Source organism: Paenibacillus sp. CR_12, assembly GCF_041953985.1.
Taxonomy (GTDB): Bacteria; Bacillota; Bacilli; order Paenibacillales; family Paenibacillaceae; genus Paenibacillus_AQ; species Paenibacillus_AQ lautus_A.
Genome location: NZ_JAVFHO010000005.1, coordinates 42,902 through 59,023 on the forward strand (window position 1 = coordinate 42,902; position 16,122 = coordinate 59,023).

At 52.6% G+C, this 16,122-nt stretch carries 15 protein-coding genes; 4 read left to right on the top strand and 11 right to left on the bottom strand.

Features of this window, described 5'->3' with window-relative positions; all coding sequences use genetic code 11:
- Positions 1-65: 65 nt before the first annotated feature.
- A complete protein-coding gene (locus tag RB297_RS18985; protein ID WP_375121136.1) occupies positions 66-1,316 on the bottom strand; it encodes an MFS transporter in 1,251 nt (416 codons plus the stop codon).
- Positions 1,317-1,676: 360 nt separating this feature from the next.
- On the opposite strand from RB297_RS18985, the gene RB297_RS18990 reads away from it, so the two are divergent.
- On the top strand, positions 1,677-2,195 hold the full coding sequence (locus tag RB297_RS18990) for a sigma-70 family RNA polymerase sigma factor (RefSeq protein WP_375121137.1): 519 nt from the start codon (positions 1,677-1,679) through the stop codon (positions 2,193-2,195).
- Positions 2,192-3,040 (top strand): DUF4179 domain-containing protein, encoded by an 849-nt coding sequence (locus RB297_RS18995; RefSeq protein ID WP_375121138.1) that lies wholly within the window; start codon positions 2,192-2,194, stop codon positions 3,038-3,040. The genes RB297_RS18990 and RB297_RS18995 overlap by 4 nt, the downstream gene beginning before the upstream one ends.
- Before the next feature lie 124 nt (positions 3,041-3,164).
- On the opposite strand, the gene RB297_RS19000 is transcribed toward RB297_RS18995, so the two are convergent.
- The 3 genes from RB297_RS19000 to RB297_RS19010 all read right to left on the bottom strand — a co-directional run bounded on the left by RB297_RS19000 (position 3,165) and on the right by RB297_RS19010 (position 8,393).
- Complete coding sequence (locus RB297_RS19000; RefSeq protein WP_375121139.1) at positions 3,165-4,226, bottom strand: NAD(P)-dependent alcohol dehydrogenase; 1,062 nt, start codon at positions 4,224-4,226, stop codon at positions 3,165-3,167.
- A 39-nt stretch (positions 4,227-4,265) separates the two neighbouring features.
- Positions 4,266-5,942, bottom strand: coding sequence for a glycoside hydrolase family 13 protein (locus RB297_RS19005; RefSeq protein ID WP_375121140.1), 1,677 nt, complete (start codon positions 5,940-5,942; stop codon positions 4,266-4,268).
- 198 nt (positions 5,943-6,140) lie between these two features.
- A complete protein-coding gene (locus RB297_RS19010) occupies positions 6,141-8,393 on the bottom strand; it encodes an ATP-binding cassette domain-containing protein (protein WP_096774617.1) in 2,253 nt (750 codons plus the stop codon).
- A 288-nt stretch (positions 8,394-8,681) separates the two neighbouring features.
- Between RB297_RS19010 and RB297_RS19015 the strand changes: the two genes are divergently transcribed.
- Both RB297_RS19015 and RB297_RS19020 read left to right on the top strand, forming a co-directional pair.
- Positions 8,682-9,257, top strand: a complete 576-nt coding sequence (locus RB297_RS19015; protein ID WP_012818875.1) for a 5' nucleotidase, NT5C type — start codon at positions 8,682-8,684, stop codon at positions 9,255-9,257.
- A complete protein-coding gene (locus tag RB297_RS19020) occupies positions 9,254-9,484 on the top strand; it encodes a hypothetical protein (protein WP_009591802.1) in 231 nt (76 codons plus the stop codon). Before RB297_RS19015 ends, RB297_RS19020 begins: the two co-directional genes overlap by 4 nt.
- 72 nt (positions 9,485-9,556) lie before the next feature.
- On the opposite strand, the gene RB297_RS19025 is transcribed toward RB297_RS19020, so the two are convergent.
- The 7 genes from RB297_RS19025 to RB297_RS19055 form a co-directional block, all read right to left on the bottom strand.
- The gene (locus RB297_RS19025) at positions 9,557-9,712 is read right to left on the bottom strand and encodes a hypothetical protein (RefSeq protein WP_006208027.1); all 156 of its coding nucleotides are present in this window, start codon (positions 9,710-9,712) and stop codon (positions 9,557-9,559) included.
- A 191-nt stretch (positions 9,713-9,903) separates the two neighbouring features.
- Positions 9,904-10,431, bottom strand: a complete 528-nt coding sequence (locus tag RB297_RS19030; RefSeq protein ID WP_228468802.1) for a DinB family protein — start codon at positions 10,429-10,431, stop codon at positions 9,904-9,906.
- 108 nt (positions 10,432-10,539) lie between these two features.
- Positions 10,540-10,839: a phage holin family protein gene (locus tag RB297_RS19035; RefSeq protein WP_009591821.1), complete on the bottom strand. Its 300-nt coding sequence runs from the start codon at positions 10,837-10,839 to the stop codon at positions 10,540-10,542.
- Between the two features lie 183 nt (positions 10,840-11,022).
- A complete protein-coding gene (locus RB297_RS19040; protein WP_375121141.1) occupies positions 11,023-11,580 on the bottom strand; it encodes a hypothetical protein in 558 nt (185 codons plus the stop codon).
- A 142-nt stretch (positions 11,581-11,722) separates the two neighbouring features.
- Complete coding sequence (locus RB297_RS19045) at positions 11,723-13,525, bottom strand: ABC transporter ATP-binding protein (protein ID WP_375121142.1); 1,803 nt, start codon at positions 13,523-13,525, stop codon at positions 11,723-11,725.
- A complete protein-coding gene (locus RB297_RS19050) occupies positions 13,522-15,267 on the bottom strand; it encodes an ABC transporter ATP-binding protein (protein ID WP_036664595.1) in 1,746 nt (581 codons plus the stop codon). Before RB297_RS19050 ends, RB297_RS19045 begins: the two co-directional genes overlap by 4 nt.
- 290 nt (positions 15,268-15,557) lie before the next feature.
- Positions 15,558-15,956: a DUF4352 domain-containing protein gene (locus RB297_RS19055; protein ID WP_375121143.1), complete on the bottom strand. Its 399-nt coding sequence runs from the start codon at positions 15,954-15,956 to the stop codon at positions 15,558-15,560.
- Between the last annotated feature and the right edge of the window lie 166 nt (positions 15,957-16,122).

Sequence of the window (16,122 nt, forward strand, 5' to 3'; positions counted from 1 at the left end):
AAATTGTCTGCATGTATGAAACTTGCAGTCATCAAGTCCGGCGGGAGGATGAACCTATATGCCAATTATACCGCGCGTCCTCCTCCTTGTGCTGCGCTTTCCCCTGCCCCCGGCCACCTCGTTCGTATGATTGCAGCGTAACAGCCCGAGATGAACAACACCGCAGCTGCAATGATATACGTAGTCCGGACGCCGTATTCGTCGGTGATGAACCCGAACAGCAGCGTGGATAGGCCAAATACCAGCGAAACCATCGCGCTTTGAGCCGCGTACACCTTCGGCAACAGATGAACGGATACGCTTCGCTGCAGAGTGGTCTGCAGCGAGACGGATTTCAGCTGTTCAAAAACGCCGAAGCCTGCCGAGAACATAAGGGCCAGCCAAGGCACCGAGGTCAATCCAAAACCGAGCGTCATCAGACTGATGCCGAAGGAAGAGCAGATGACGAACTTGCGAATATTGCGGTCGATCAGCTCCGCGCCTCTCATTCCGAACAGTCCGCCCAGCATGAGTCCCAGGAAAAAGCTTGCGTTGATATATCCCCACCACGCCTCCTCCCTGTGCAGCACATCAGCCACGTACACGTAGATGATCGCTGCGATCCAGATCACGCCTGCCATCGTCTCCAATACATAAATCACATGAATCGCCCGAAGGGAAGGCTGCTTCCAAATGAGTGCCCAGCCTTCTTGAATGGAGCGCCCTTTCGAAACGCGCGTCTTCTCTTTCGGTTCCGGGGCGGCTTCATGCCGATCCTCTATAAGTTTCATGAAGACTGCCGCTGCCAGGGACAGCGCAAAGGTCAGTCCTATCACGCTGCTTCCGCCCATGACTGCGACCAGCAATCCCCCAACGGCCCAGCCTCCCAGTTGGATCATCTGATCCACGATGGCAACAAAGCTGTTCGCTTTCGTTAACTCGGCGGCATCCACCAGACGCGGCAGCATGGCATGGCTGGCAGGTGCAGCCCAGCCATCGAGCAAGGAGATGAGAAATACGAATCCGAGAATCGCATAAACCGTCGCCTCCTGCTCTCCCAGTGCATAGCAGGTTACCATCAACAGGAACAGCACGGCCGTTTTTCCGATCTGAGACGAAACAAGCAGCGACTTGAGGCTGTACTTGTCCATTAAAACGGGCGCAAAGCTCCCGCTGATAAACCGGGCCGTCGTCGTAACGAAAGGGATCATGGCCATCAACATGGCGGATCCCGTAATCCCATGGATCATAGCCATCAGACCGACAACGTAAAATAAATCGCCGCTATTGGCGAGCGCCTGGCCTATCCAGAGATATCGAAAGGATTTCCGTTTCATCTTTCTACCCCAATTCTGTATTTAGTTGTGCGGGTTGGGTAGAAAAACCTACATGTTCTGGCCTCCGTTCATTTCATATGACTCATATAGTAACATCCTTCATGTCTTCTGTTAAGCTGCTCGGTATTTTTCAATCCCTCCTCATTTCAGCCTTGGATTCGCACAGACGGCGTAATCGGCCTGGTATATCCCTCCATTCGTCTATTTTTTATCCCGGGCTAAAACTATTTGGCCCTCTCCACGGTCTAATGATCAGTCAAGCGCACTCAAGTACTTGAGTTGATCCCATCAATCCGGCCAATGAATGAACAGATCAACGAATTCGTGCCATGACATGTATACTAGTGCTAGTAGTTAGGAGTGAGTGAACTGAGAGCGAAAGAATCGAAGCAACAACAGTTCAGCGAACATATCGAGAAATGCAAGAACAAGTTATACCGGGTGGCCTATTGCTATGTCAAAAACGAGCAGGAAGCACTGGACATCGTCTCGGAAGCGACCTATAAGGGATACCTCGCTTATGAGCGGATGAACGCGACGCAGTATTTTGATTCTTGGATGACCCGGATCGTCATTAACGCTGCCATCGACCATCTCGGTCGCAAGAAGCGGTTTACCTATATGGAAGACCAGGCCCAGGACTACGCGGCTGCAGAGCATGGGGTCCCGCTGGAGGAGAAAATGGATCTGTACGATGCGCTGGACAAACTGCCGCCGGAGGAGAAAACCTACATGATTTTGAAGTTTTTTGAGGACCTGCGCTTTAGGGAAATGGCGGATGTGCTGTCATTGTCCGAGAACACCGTCAAAACCAGGTTTTATCGCATTATCGGAAAATTGAAATCTTATTTAATCGAGGGAGAGGTCGATAGCCTATGACAGGAAAAGAACGCTACGAACACATTGAAATTCCCGCTCAGTTAACAGGCGTCATAGATGCTGCGCAGAAAAAGGCGGCCACCCGTAAACGATCCAGACGCATGATGAGGTATTCTTCCGTTGTTGCAGCGGCCGCTGCCCTGCTCTTCGTGGTCAATATTCCAACGGTAGCCAATGCCTTATCCAAAGTACCCGTGGTGGGCAGCATCGTTCAGGTGCTGCAATTCGGGGGCGGCGGCGAGCGGACCGACGGCGTTACCGTAGGAACGGAAGCTTCCGAGGATGTATTCAAGATTCATTTTGATCATGAAGGCGAGTCCGTTTCCAGCGTGCCTGCCTATACCGTCGACCATAGAGATGCCCCGAACCGCCTTATTTTCACGTTTAACGGGGTTCGAAATTTTGACTACGATACCATCAAGAAAGACATGCTGGCCCTTCCGCTGGTGAAGGATGTTTATGAAAATGTGATTCTGGACGATTCGGCCATGCGTTTTGTCGTTGAGCTGAAGGACGGCGTGAAGCATTCCGTATCGGAATATAAAGATCCCGGCTATTTGGAGCTGAAGCTTACTTCCCATGGCGAGCCGGTAACTCCGCGCGAAGTCTTCTATATCCGCAGTGAGACGATGCCGCAAGGGGAATCCCTGGCCATTCTTGAAGAGATTTACTTGGAAGACGACGTGACCTTCATTAAGGCGGCCGGCGGGGACTTTATCGCGGTCATCGGCGGATTCGATACCCGCGAGGCTGCCGAGCAGAAGCTCGGCGAAATTTCGTCGCGCGAGACCTACGGCGATGATCTTCGCATCGACAGCTGGATGAGCAATGAGCGCCCGGACTAACCGGTAACACATGAAAAAAGCACCGCTCCGACAAGTGTTGGGGCGGTGCTTTTTGATGATCACATTATTCAGGTTCGATTGTACCGCCAGCTCCGGAATCAGCTCTTCCCGCCGCAAAGAAACGTTATGCGTTTTGATGAGGATAGATCATGACTTTGACGCTGGTGTCCTTTTGCGTGCGGGCAAGCTCCACGGCTTCCTCGATCTGATCCAAAGAAAACTGGTGGGTGATGATGTCCCGTATGCGGCTGCCCTTGTTCTGCAGCATCTGAACAGCGGCCGGATACGTATTCGCATAGCGGAACACGCCGTATACATCCAGCTCGGCGTCAACCAAAGCGCCGATATCCACCGGAATGGCATCCTTTGCAGGCAAGCCTACAAACACGATGCGGCCCCCGCGGTTCACATAACCGATGGAATCCGCGATGGCCCCGGCATTGCCCGATGTTTCGATGATGAGATCGATTCCCTTGCCGCCCGTAAGTTCGACCAATCGCTGGGGCACGGATTCGTCCATGGGATTAATCACGCCGGAGGCCCCCATCTGAAGGGCCAGATGGCGCCGGTAATCCACGACGTCGCTGCCGAATACCTGTGAGGCTCCGAACATTTTGGCTGCCTCCATGGCAAGCAGGCCGATCGGGCCCAAACCGAGCACCAGCACCCGGTCCTCCGGCCGGATACGCCCGCGGCGTACGGCATGAAGGCCAACGGACAGCGGCTCAAGCAATGCGCCCTCCTCGAAGGACATGTCATCCGGCAGCCGGAACAGGAAGTCGCTGCGAACCGCAACGTATTCGGCCCAGGCACCGTCAACCGGAGGAGTCGCCATGAACACCACGTCCGGGCACAGGTTGTAGCGTCCGCTTTTGCAATAGGCGCATCGCCCGCACGTAACGCCCGGCTCCACGGCCACGCGGTCACCGACGGAGACATTTGTCACCTTCTCCCCCGTTTTCACAACGACTCCAGCCAGCTCATGTCCCAGAATCAACGGCTCCTTCACCTCATACCTTCCGATCCGTCCATGCTCATAATAATGCACGTCCGAACCGCAGATGCCGATGCAATACACCTGAATCAAGGCTTCATCCGGCTTCGGCTCCGGAATGGGCACCTGCTTCACCCCAATGGATAAAGGACGATCAAGAACGGCGGCAGACATCAAATTAGGCTGCGACAAGCTGCATTCACCTCTCATTTTAAGAAATCGCTTACCCACTTAGTTTACACGATAAACTATCGCTTCATAAGGGTTTAAGGTGAATTGGCCGAAACTCCGGTCCGACCGCTCGTAATTGGTGAGCACCACTTCCGGATGACGGCCGCTCCATTCCGCTGGAAACTGAAACTTCGGCGTCCTGCCGTAAAAGTTCAATACGATCAGATATACCTCGTTCCCTAATGATCTGGAATAAGCGAAGATCTCCGGATGCTCCTCCAGCACGGCTTCGTATTTTCCGTAGATCAGCACCTCGGTGGACTTGCGCAGACGGATCAAGGCCTTATAGTAATTCAGAATGGAATCGGGATCGGCCAGCTGATGCTCCACGTTGATCTCATGATAATTCGGATTGGACCGAATCCACGGCACGACGGATGAGAAACCGCCATAAAGCGTGTCATCCCACTGCATCGGCGTTCTTGCATTGTCCCGGGCCCGGTACGCGATTCTGCGCATCGTCTCGGACACGTCTTTTCCGTCCAACAGCCGCTCGCGGTAATAATTGTAGATCTCCACGTCCCGATAATCGCTCAGCTCCGGAAACTCGACATTCGTCATCCCGATTTCCTGCCCCTGGTAAATGAACGGCGTCCCTTGCATCAGCATAAAAAAAGTAGCCAGCATCTTGGCCGATTCCTTATGATAGTGGACCGGATCGCCAAAACGGGATACGGAGCGCGGCTGATCATGGTTCTCCATATAGAGAGCGTTCCAGCCTGTCCCTTCCAGGCCCGTCTGCCATTTATGCATGATCTGCTTCAATTCGGCCAAGTCCCAGACGGCGTAATCCCAGCGCCCTTCAAGTCCGAAATCGAGATTGACGTGCTCAAATTGAAAAATCATGTTCAGCGCCCCGTTCTCCTCCCCGATCCAGCGGTCTGCTTCGGCGATCGGAATGCCGCTGGCTTCGCCCACCGTCATAATGTCATAATCGGCGAACGCTTCGCGTTTGAATTGCTGAAGAAATTCATGGATTCCCGCGATATTCCGGTGACCGGGATTTGAATCGACATATCGAAGGTTGTTTGGATTCGGCATGTCGGGCAAACCCGGCAGCTTCTTAATATGGGTGATCGCGTCCACGCGAAAGCCGTCGATCCCTTTATCCAGCCACCAGCGGATCATCCGCACCAGCTCTTCCCGGACCGCCGGATTCTCCATATTTAGATCAGGCTGCTTTTTCGAATAGAGATGGAGATAATATTGACCCGTTAATTCGTCGTACTCCCAAGCGGAACCGGTGAACACCGATTCCCAATTGTTCGGCTCGGCCCCGTCCCTCGGGTCCCGCCAGATGTAATAATCCCGCTTCGGATTCGTTCGGGAGGAGCGGGCTTCCATAAACCACGGATGTTCATCCGAGGTATGATTAAGCACCAGATCCATGATAAGGCGCATGCCGCGCTTATGGATTTCGGCCAGCAGCCGGTCGAAGTCGGCCATCGAGCCGAATTCCGTCATAATATCCTGATAATCGCTGATATCATAGCCGTTGTCGTTATTGGAGGATCGATAGATAGGGCATACCCATATGACGTCAATCCCGAGATCCTTCAAATAATCCAGACGGGATGTCACCCCTTGCAGATCCCCGATGCCGTCTTCATTCGAATCCATGAAACTGCGCGGATAGATCTCATACGCAACGGCTTCTTTCCACCATGCTTTCCGCATTGCCTGATCCCCCGTTTACAATCAAAATGCTGCCCATCGCGGTATACGGACATTAGTCGTTTATACATTCTTATGAACCGACTCCTGCCTAAGCCGCAGTCTGTGGCAGCATACAGTATTGCCGTTTAAACGATCATATAAGCCTGATAACCATAGAATGGCCATGCCGCGGGGATATGCGGCACAGCTATTCTAAGTCTATCCTCTCACGTATTTACCGGTCAGGGAGTGTTCAGCCGCGATCAGTTCGGCGGGCGTTCCTTCGAATATGACCCTCCCTCCCCTGCTGCCGCCTTCGGGCCCGAGATCGATGATCCAGTCCGCCTGACGGATTACGTCCAGATTGTGCTCGATCACGATCACCGAGCTACCGTTATCGACGAGCCGATTCATCATGTCCAGCAGATGCCCGACATCCGACATATGCAGCCCCGTCGTCGGCTCGTCCATGACGTAAATCTGCCCCTGCTTGTGCAGCTCGCTGGCCAGCTTGATGCGCTGGCTTTCGCCCCCGGACAGGGTGCTCAGCGGCTGTCCGAGGGTCAGATAGTGCAGGCCCACGTCATGCAATGCTTCCAGCCGCCGCTTGATTTCTTTTTTCTCGAAAAAATGCAGCGCCTGCAGCACCGTCATGTCCAGCACCTCGGTGATCATTTTTCCATGGAGCTTGTACTGGAGCACATCATCCTTAAAACGTCTGCCGTCACAGGTATCGCACGGCGACTTGATGCCTTCCATGAAAGCCAGGTCCGTATAGATGAAACCGAGCCCGTGGCAGTCGGGGCAGGCCCCTTTGGAATTGAAGCTGAACAGGGACGGACTCTGGCCGTTCGCCTTGGCGAACATGCTCCGGATGTCATCCATGATCCCCGTGTAGGTGGCAGGGTTGGAACGGATCGAGGCGCTGACGGCGGACTGGTCGATGACAACAGCCTCGGGATGCTGGGACAGGAAAGCATGGTGAATGAGCGAGCTCTTTCCTGATCCCGCTACGCCCGTGACCACGGTCAATACGCCTACCGGGATATCCACCGTCACATTGTTCAGGTTATGATGATTCGCATTGGCAATGCGCATATGCCCTGTAGGTACGCGAAACTGTTCCTTCATCGGCATCCACCGCTTCATATACCGCCCGGTTAAGGTGGAAGCTTGGTCGCACAGCTGCTCGACCGTCCCTTCGAAGACGATTTCCCCTCCCCGGGTACCGGCATTCGGCCCCACATCCACCACATGATCGGCAATTTCAATCACGTCACGGTCATGCTCCACGACCAGCACGGTGTTACCCTTGTCGCGAAGCTTCCTCAGCATGCCGTTCAGACGGTGAACATCCCGCGGATGCAAGCCCACGCTCGGCTCATCAAAAACATACATCATGTCCGTCAGGCTGCTGCCCAGATGCCGGACCATCTTGACCCGCTGCGACTCGCCTCCGGAGAGCGTGGTCGTCTCCCGGTTCAGCGTCAGGTAATCCAGTCCCATATCCATCAAATGCTGCAGCCGCTCCGCTAAGCTGGCTACCATGCCGGCAGCGATCGGCTCCTTGATATCCAGGATGAACGCTCTTAGGTCCCCGATCTCCATGGCCGCACACTCGGCGATGTTGAATCCGTTGATCCTGCAGCTTAACGCAGCTTGGCTGAGCCGTGTCCCCTCGCATAACGGGCATGTGCCGTGCGTAATGAAATTTTTCACGTGATTGAAGGTTCGTTCGGACAATTCGCTGCTGTCTCGCTGAATATACAGCCGGTTAAATTTCAGCACGAGGCCTTCGAAGTCGGACTGCACCGGTCCGCCTTTGGACGGGAACGTCACTTTTCCCTCCTTGCCGTACAGGAAGAGATCCCATTCCGCTTCGGAATAATCGGCCAGCTTCTTGTCGTTATCAAAGAAACCGGACATGGTGTAGTTCTTCATATACCAGCTGTCCACCGAGAAAATCGGAAACCGAACCGCTCCCTCATTCAAGGATTTGGTCGTATCCAGCAGCTTCGTCAGATCCAGCTCCACCTTCTTCCCGATTCCCTGGCATTCCGGACACATGCCCTGCGGATCGTTAAAAGAAAACGCATTGGAATAACCTACGAATGGCTGCCCCACCCTCGAAAACAGCAGTCGAAGAACGGCGTACAGATCGGTGATCGTGCCGAGCGTGGAACGCGAGTTCCCTCCCAGCCGCTTCTGGTCGATGACGATGGCGGTCGACAAATTCTCGAGCGAGTCCACGTCCGGGCGGCTATGCCGGGGAAGCCGGTTCCGGACAAAAGCGGTGAACGTCTCGTTCAGCAATCGCTGGGCCTCGGAACTGATGGTATCAAACACGATGGACGATTTGCCCGAGCCGGATACGCCGGTAAAGACGGTGATTTTTCGTTTTGGAATTTGGAGCGAAACATTCTTTAGATTATTCTCCCTGGCACCGCGAATGCGGATATATTCTTGCGGCATGGCCGTTCCTCCTTTGTGCCCTGTAGTGCTCCTATTATAAAAGGGCATTCATGACATGTACTGTCATAATGAAGGAAAGCTGCTATGATTCCGGTCGAACCCGCGCCGGGAAAATATCAGAAGGGTTGCCGGCCTATTAATGTTATACTTAGTTTATAATGAGTCAGGGGAAAGAAATGCAACATCCTTCCATTTTTGATTTTGGTTTGCCAATATGCATCCTGTCCATTACAATTTACGGAACATCATCTTTCGAAGATTTCATGATTACAGGAGAGTAATGACGATATGAGCAAAAAAATAGTCGCCATCGATATGGATGATACGATCTGCCATCTGATTCCCAAAGCCATCCATTATCACAATTTGCAGTACAAGGATCCCCAGCTTACGCTCGATCAGATTACCGATTACAACCTGCACCAAATCTGGCATCCTGAATGCTCGGAAGAATTTTTCTTCGGAAAGCCCGGTTTGTATGAAGAGCTCGAACTATTTGACGAATATACGATTGACGAGGTTCACAGAATGACACATGATTATGATGTCATTGTCGTTACCGCAGCCCGCCCATCCTCGGTGCCCGAGAAATGGAGATGGCTGCAGAGGCATATGCCTTTTATTCCGTTCGAGAATTTTTTCGTGGCCAAGCGCAAGGATTTAGTAGAGTTTGACCTTCTGATTGACGATGGTCCCCATAATGCGATTGCTGCGAGAAAAGCCGGAAAACAGACCATCCTGATTCCGCGCCCATGGAATGCGCATATTCAGCATGAATTTATTCTGAAGGATTCCTGGAAGGGAATGAACGAGTTAGTAGACCGCATGTTATCCGATTCTAATCATCAAGGGGAAATGAAATGAATATAGACCGCAATAGCCGGTACCTGTCGCAAGACATCCATTTTTTCGCTGCCGCGCTTTCGGAAACGCTGGTTTCCGTGTGGGAGGAAGACCCCGCAAGCGTATACGTGGAGATCGAGCGAGGTTACATTGAATGCTACACGCCGGATGTCGTCCGCATCCGCAACGAAGAAACAGGTTATTTGACGCACTACAGCCGTGATACCGCGATGTTTCAGCGGATGTAAAATACGATAAGAGCCGCTTCCCTTGCCGGGAGGCGGCTCTTTTTATTGCCCGATTTACCTTTTTTGCCAAGTTCACCTTTTAGCTGACAAGACAAGAAACAGGGTTGCGAGCGGGCCTAACAACAGTGACAGCAGAAACCAGTTTAATCCCGTTCTGTTCTTTCCTTGGGCCAGCCCGGCATTGATCAGCGCCAGCGTTCCCCATCCCACGTAAAATTCGTTATTCATCGTATCCCCTCCGAACCGCATTCTATCTGGCTTAATACGTATGGCGGAATGAATCGTTGCAGGATATGCGCAAAAAGAGCAAGGAATACTCCCTGCCCTGCGTGGTTATAAAAATCATGGCACATTCGCTTAAAATGCCGCGATGCGCGGCTCCGGGAAGAAGCCGAAGCTTCCCAGCGTCGGGACGATGCTCACGCTTGCTCCAATTCCCTTAACAGCTGAAATATCTGTCCCCTGTGATGGGACTCATGCTCAATCAGATGATAGATGACCCATTCGGGCGTCACATCGTACGCCTCCAGTCGTCTGGGTCTTCTCCAGTCCGAAAGGTCCATGCCTCGGAAATGGGCAACCAGTTCCTGACGAACCATGTGCATACGGTGGAGATGCTCAGCGAGCGGCTGATCCGGCACTTCGGAAAGACGGTTATCCTCCGTACGGTGATCCCAGGGGAAACCTGCCTTTATTTTCGGGTCCCAATCGGATTCAAGCACCTCGACGTACAGCCAGTCCGCTTCGATTAAGGCAATATGGTATAGCAGTGAACCGATGGATTGCCGGCCGGCCGCCTTATGATTCAGATGCTCATATGGGATCCCGGCCAGCCGTTTCAAGATCGTCCGCCGCACGTCCTCAAGTCCCCATATCCAGCGGCCGATCTCCGGCTCAAACCCAGGCAGCGCCTCAACGGTCAACGTTTTCCTTTGCAAGTCTTTCACGCTCCCTCTCATGATCTCATGCACTTTAGGATAACAGTCGGGAGACGCAGGCTACAAGGTAACGTTCGGTTTAGACCAAAATGATCCTGGGGCCCATTGCAGCCGTTCTTACTTCTTTCTGGTCGCAATCGCCTCTGCCGTTTGTTTAACGGCCTGATGCCCGAATACGGCGAACGCTCCCGCAAGGATGCCTTGGATGATATTCTCCACGCTCCAGCCGATCAAGCCGGTTGTCAACAGGATGGATACGACCATAACCACATATACGATGCTCCAATTCGGAACCTTAGGCGTTTGCTTCAGCACGTATCCGATCACCCAACAAGCGGCAACGACCATGAACAGCCGCGGATCGATCAGTTGAAAAATGACGCTCCATTCCATGACAAACCCACCCTTTCCATTCATTTTCTACATCCTATTCCTAGAGCCTATCGATCGGCTTGTACTTATATCCTTATTCCCGCAGGCAAAATAATAGAATCTGCCGATGGAATTCATGATAGGTTCATGGATGGGCAGACGAAACGCCAATCGCGTATTTCCGGGTGGAGGGAATACAAGAAGGTATTCTTTGAAGTGGCGTTGAAACTAAAGGTCATTGCCTGCCGCTTCAATGATCCCGCAGATCCAATCGGTCAACCGCCGATCCTTCTCTTCCTGACTGCAGTCCGTTGGCAAGGCAAGGTAGTGCTGATGCTCGGGAATCCGGGGTATCCCCTTCTTCATGACGGCATCCGCCCTGGTATCATTTTGGTATTCTGTAAAACGAAGATGCCTTCCGTCCAATGTCTGATAGGCATAACAGCTGTACTCGATTTCGTCGATGACGGTCCAGTGATGTCCCTGCCTCCTGGGATTGCACAACACATGCGTACCCTTCAGCTTGTTCAATGAGTACAGAAAGCCTTGCAACTGGGCTTCCGTTATGTGGTAGTCATCCAAGTAATACCGCTGCGAGACTCTGTCCGCATTCGTGTCGATGATCTGATAGTTTAGAATAAACGCAGCCCCTTTGCGCAGCAACGGATCGAAGTAATCCTTCTGTATCCGAACCTTATGACGGGAAAGGCGATCTGACACCAGATCATCCATGTTGCTATGGTCCAGGTTATGACCGAAAGTGATCAAGAACTTGCGATTCTTCATGCAGAACTCTCCCTTATATGACCGAAGTAATTCCAGTATATTCCACCCATCATTATACGAAACAAGGCAGCCTCCTCACCAACGGAAGCTGCCTTGCTCTTAAACCTGTTCAAACATCCCCAATTCCAAACCACATTGAATGTTATACCTTGCTAACCTCGGCTTCATCCGCTACCGCGGCCTCGGTCTCGGTCGTGGACTGACCCTGCCATAACAGCTGCATCTCTTCGCTCGTGGCGAGCAGCTCCGCCAAGCTTCCCTCCGCTTCGATCCGTCCATCCTTCATGACGATGATATGATCGGCCTTGGACAGAGCCGCCCTGCGGTGCGATACTGCAATGCAGGTGACGTCACGCTCCTTGAACATTCCCTCCCATACCAGCTGCTCCGTCTCCACGTCCAGCGCGCTGGACAGATCGTCGAAGATGTACAGATCAGCGCCGGTCATCAGCATGCGCGCCGTGGCCGCGCGCTGGATCTGTCCCCCCGACAGCATGACGCCTCTCGGGCCGACAAACGTCTCCAGCCCTTGATCCAGATTCTCGATGTCCTTCTCCATGACGGCCAGCCGGACGGCCCGTTCCAGCGCTTCCTCGGCCCGCTCTTTCTTCCCTTGCACGATGTTCTCTCTCAAAGGATCGCTGAACAGCCTTGGAACCTGCGGGGTATAAGCCGCCCGAGGGGGCATCAGGAAGGTAGCCGGATCGACTTCTTCCCCGTTCCAGCGAATCGTGCCCGCCTGCTTGGGCAGCAGCCCCAGCAGGGTCCGGACAAGCGTCGATTTCCCGGCCCCGATTCGGCCGGTCACCACCAGAAACTTGCCGCGCTCCAAGCGGAAGTTGATATTCGATATCCCATTCTCCGAATTCGGATAATGATAGGATAAATTCTTTACCTCCAGCTCTTTGAGCTTCTCCCCCGGCTCCCTGCGAATGAGAGGCAGTTCCGGAGGATCTTCGTTCAGATACGTTTCCCTCGCCTCAATAATCCGGTCCTCCTCGCCGGGGCGGAACAGCGAGCGCATACGGTCAAAGGAAACCTTCAGCCGTTTGTGCTGGAACACCATATATCCGAACAAGGAAATGCTGAACCCGATATTGGCCAGGTACGTCGTAAACAACGCAAAATCCCCGACGGTAAAATGTCCGGCCTGCATCTCGGTTGCGCACATCAACAGGATCAGCCCCGTACAAATGCTCAGCACATGCTGGTTCAGGGACCGCATCCATTGTTTGAACAGATTATCCTTCAGCGCTGCCTGCCGGCGGTCCTCATTCAGCTTCGTGAAGCGTTCATGGACATGATCTTCGGCCTGCCCGAGCTTCAAGGCTTGAACCGCGCCGAAGGTTTCGGCAATGAAGCTGGTGATGCGCCCCGTAGCTTCCCGGTTCTTCAGGCCGTAACGCCGTGCGCGGTTGCCGGATAAATTGTTCAGGAGCGTGACCACCACGAGCGGCAGCACGGCCACCAGCATGATTTTCCAGTTAATGCTTGCCATGATGACAACGGATACGAGCGCAAAAACAAGGCGTCCCCAAAAATCCACCCAGGACTCCACGTATTCCACCACTTCATCCACGTCATCGCGGAAGCGACTCATCGCCTCCCCTGGAGAAGCCGGCAAATTCCGTCCCGGCCAGCGCATGATCCCCGCCAGCATGTTGGTGCGCAAGATAGCCTGGATATGATAAATATACGTTACCCATTGATAGAAGGCTGCAAAGAACGTCCCCACCCGCGCGACCCTTACAACGGCAATAAAAATCAAAGGAACGGCCAGCCATACATAATCCGTGGAATTCGATGTGGCCCGGTCGAAAAACCACTGCATTCCGAGCCCGATCAATAACGGCAGCGAATGAAAGATGCACCACAATAAACCGTTGATTAAAAATAATGAGGGTCTAAATCGAAACAGCCGCCCTATAAAACCCGTGATGGTCACGCCAGCTCCTCCTCTCTGCCTGTGCTCAGCAGTCTCGCATAATGCGATGCCGGATCTAAAGCAAGTGCTTCCCGTGCGCCGAATTCCAGAATTCGTCCGTCACCCAGCACCATGATTTTATCCACCTGCTCCAGGGTAGCCAGCCGATGCGCGATGATGATGCCCGTACAACTGCTCATCAGCTGATCGACGGCTGCCTGCAGCATGGTCTCCGTTGCGGCGTCCAAGCGGGAAGAGGGTTCATCCAGAATCACCAGGCTCGGCTGCGTCAAAAATACCCGGGTTAACGCAAACAGCTGCGCTTCCCCGGCGGACAACGAGGCCCCGCCTGTGGTCAGATGCGTATCCAGACCTTCCGGCTGCGCATCGATCCACTGCCGAAGCCCGAGACGCTCCGTCGTTTCCAGGATGAATTCGTCCGACACGCCGTGATCGAACAGCGTCAGGTTGTCGCGCAGCGAGCCGTCGAACAGCTGCACATCCTGCGTAACCATCCCCACCCGGCGGTAAAGCGCCGGCAGCTTCAGCTTCGTGATATCCGTGCCTCCGACGCGGATGACCCCGCTGTCGATGTTATACAGCCGAAGCAGAATGCGGCTGAGACTCGACTTCCCGCTGCCGGTACGTCCGATGATCCCCAGGCGTTCACCCGGCTTCACTTCGAAGTTAATGTCCTTTAATACCGGTTTATCCGCGTTGTAACTGAAGTTGACGCCCTCAAACTCCAAACCGAGCGCGCCTTCGGGCAGCTCTTCCTGCTCCCCGTCCACGATCTCGCTCTTGTTGGACAGCAGCTCTCTGGAGCGCAGCATGCCGGATTTCGCTTTCTGGAACTCCTGCACTTGGTCGCCCAGCATCTCGATCGGATCGTTTAACATCTGCGTATATTGATAGATCAGGAACAGGGTTCCCAGCGTAATTTCATCGATCAAATAATAGCGTACCCCCAGTAACAGGACTGCGGTAACCGCTAGGGCAAACAGGATCACCGTGGTGTTCCAGGGTACGACGCGGAGCATCCAGGCTTTTCTCCCCTTCAGGAACACGCTGCGCATCAAGCGGTGAAACCGGTTCATGACGTACGGCACGTTGCCGTTCGCCTGAACATCCTCGATGCCGGCGATGCGTTCCTCAATCAATCCGAACAGCGAAGCGCTGGCTTCCCGTTCGTTCTTGGAGGAATTGACGCCCATATTCCGGATGAACACCATGAACAGAATGGACAGCAGCGTGAACACCGTCATCACGATCGCGATGGGCAAATTGACCGTAAACATGAATCCCAATATGCCGGCAAGCAGCACGAAGCTGCCGATCACCTGCACGATGAACATCGCAAAGAAATTCGAGATATTCGTCACGTCTCCGTCAATCCGCTCAATCATCTCGCCGGGCGTTTTCACATTATGAAACCGCATATCCAGCCGTAAGCAATGCTTCAAAAGATCGCCGCGGAGCCGGTTCGTCGCGCGCCATGAAATATCATTCCCCAGATAACTGACAGCTACGGTAATCAGCTGGTTCAACACAGCCACGACCAGGAATAATCCCGCAAGCTGGATCAGCGTGGCTATCACGCCTCCGCCGGCTGCCGTGTCGATAAAGCGTTTGACAATCTGCGGATTCAGCAGTTGCAAGCCGGTCGACGTCAGCAGCATGGCCAGCAGCAGGATCAGCCGTCCTTTTACCGGCTTCAAATACCGCAGCAGCCATGACATGGATACCTTTTCTTTTTTGGGCACAGTGCCCACCCCCATATGCAAGCAAGTATGTACGGACCGTCATCACCCAAACACAGGCATGCCCGGCAGTAAATCATTACCAGTCTACATGAAAACCCCGATCATTCCTAGGTAAAGAATAATTATAATGTGATGATCGTTTATGACTCTGTAGCTTTGAATTCGTTCATCTCAAGATGCTTTCACTGTAAGTAATAATAAATAAAAAACGAACGCTTAGCTTCTGCATCCATTTACAGAGCGGGCGTTCGTTGATAGTCCTGATTATGAGTAATGTCGTTATCTCGTTGTTACCGTAATGTGATTTGGGCCTTGTCCTTATCTTCAAGCTTGACTACCAAGCTTTCTTTAGAGTCAGCAACGCTATCGGGTACTTCTATGACAACGAATCCAGATTTTGTAGCCAAAGGTTTGATGCTGCCGGTTCCCAGATCACCATCGATCATGGTTACCGTGTAATTATATTCATATTCCTCTTTAAATATGGCTTTCATACTAACGCCGCCAATTATTGAAGTGAAGTCCTTTGCCTCTTTACCATTATTCGTAACAGTGTAATTCAGTATAAGGAACTTATTCCCTTCATCAGCGCTTGACGAAAACATATCCGCGCTTACTTTTTGGTCAAACTCAAACGAGTCAAGCACAACTTCCCAATCCCCTATAGGTAATATATACCACATTATCATACCATATATTATTTTTCTATTATTTTCTTAACTTTTTGATATTTTTCCCCATTTTATAAAATTGAATTAAAAAGTGCCTAAAGAATCGCATCAGTTAGAGAAATGATTCATTCTCCTTCCTGCAATTCCGTCTTTTCTTCCTATATAAATCTAGCGAGTCAATACC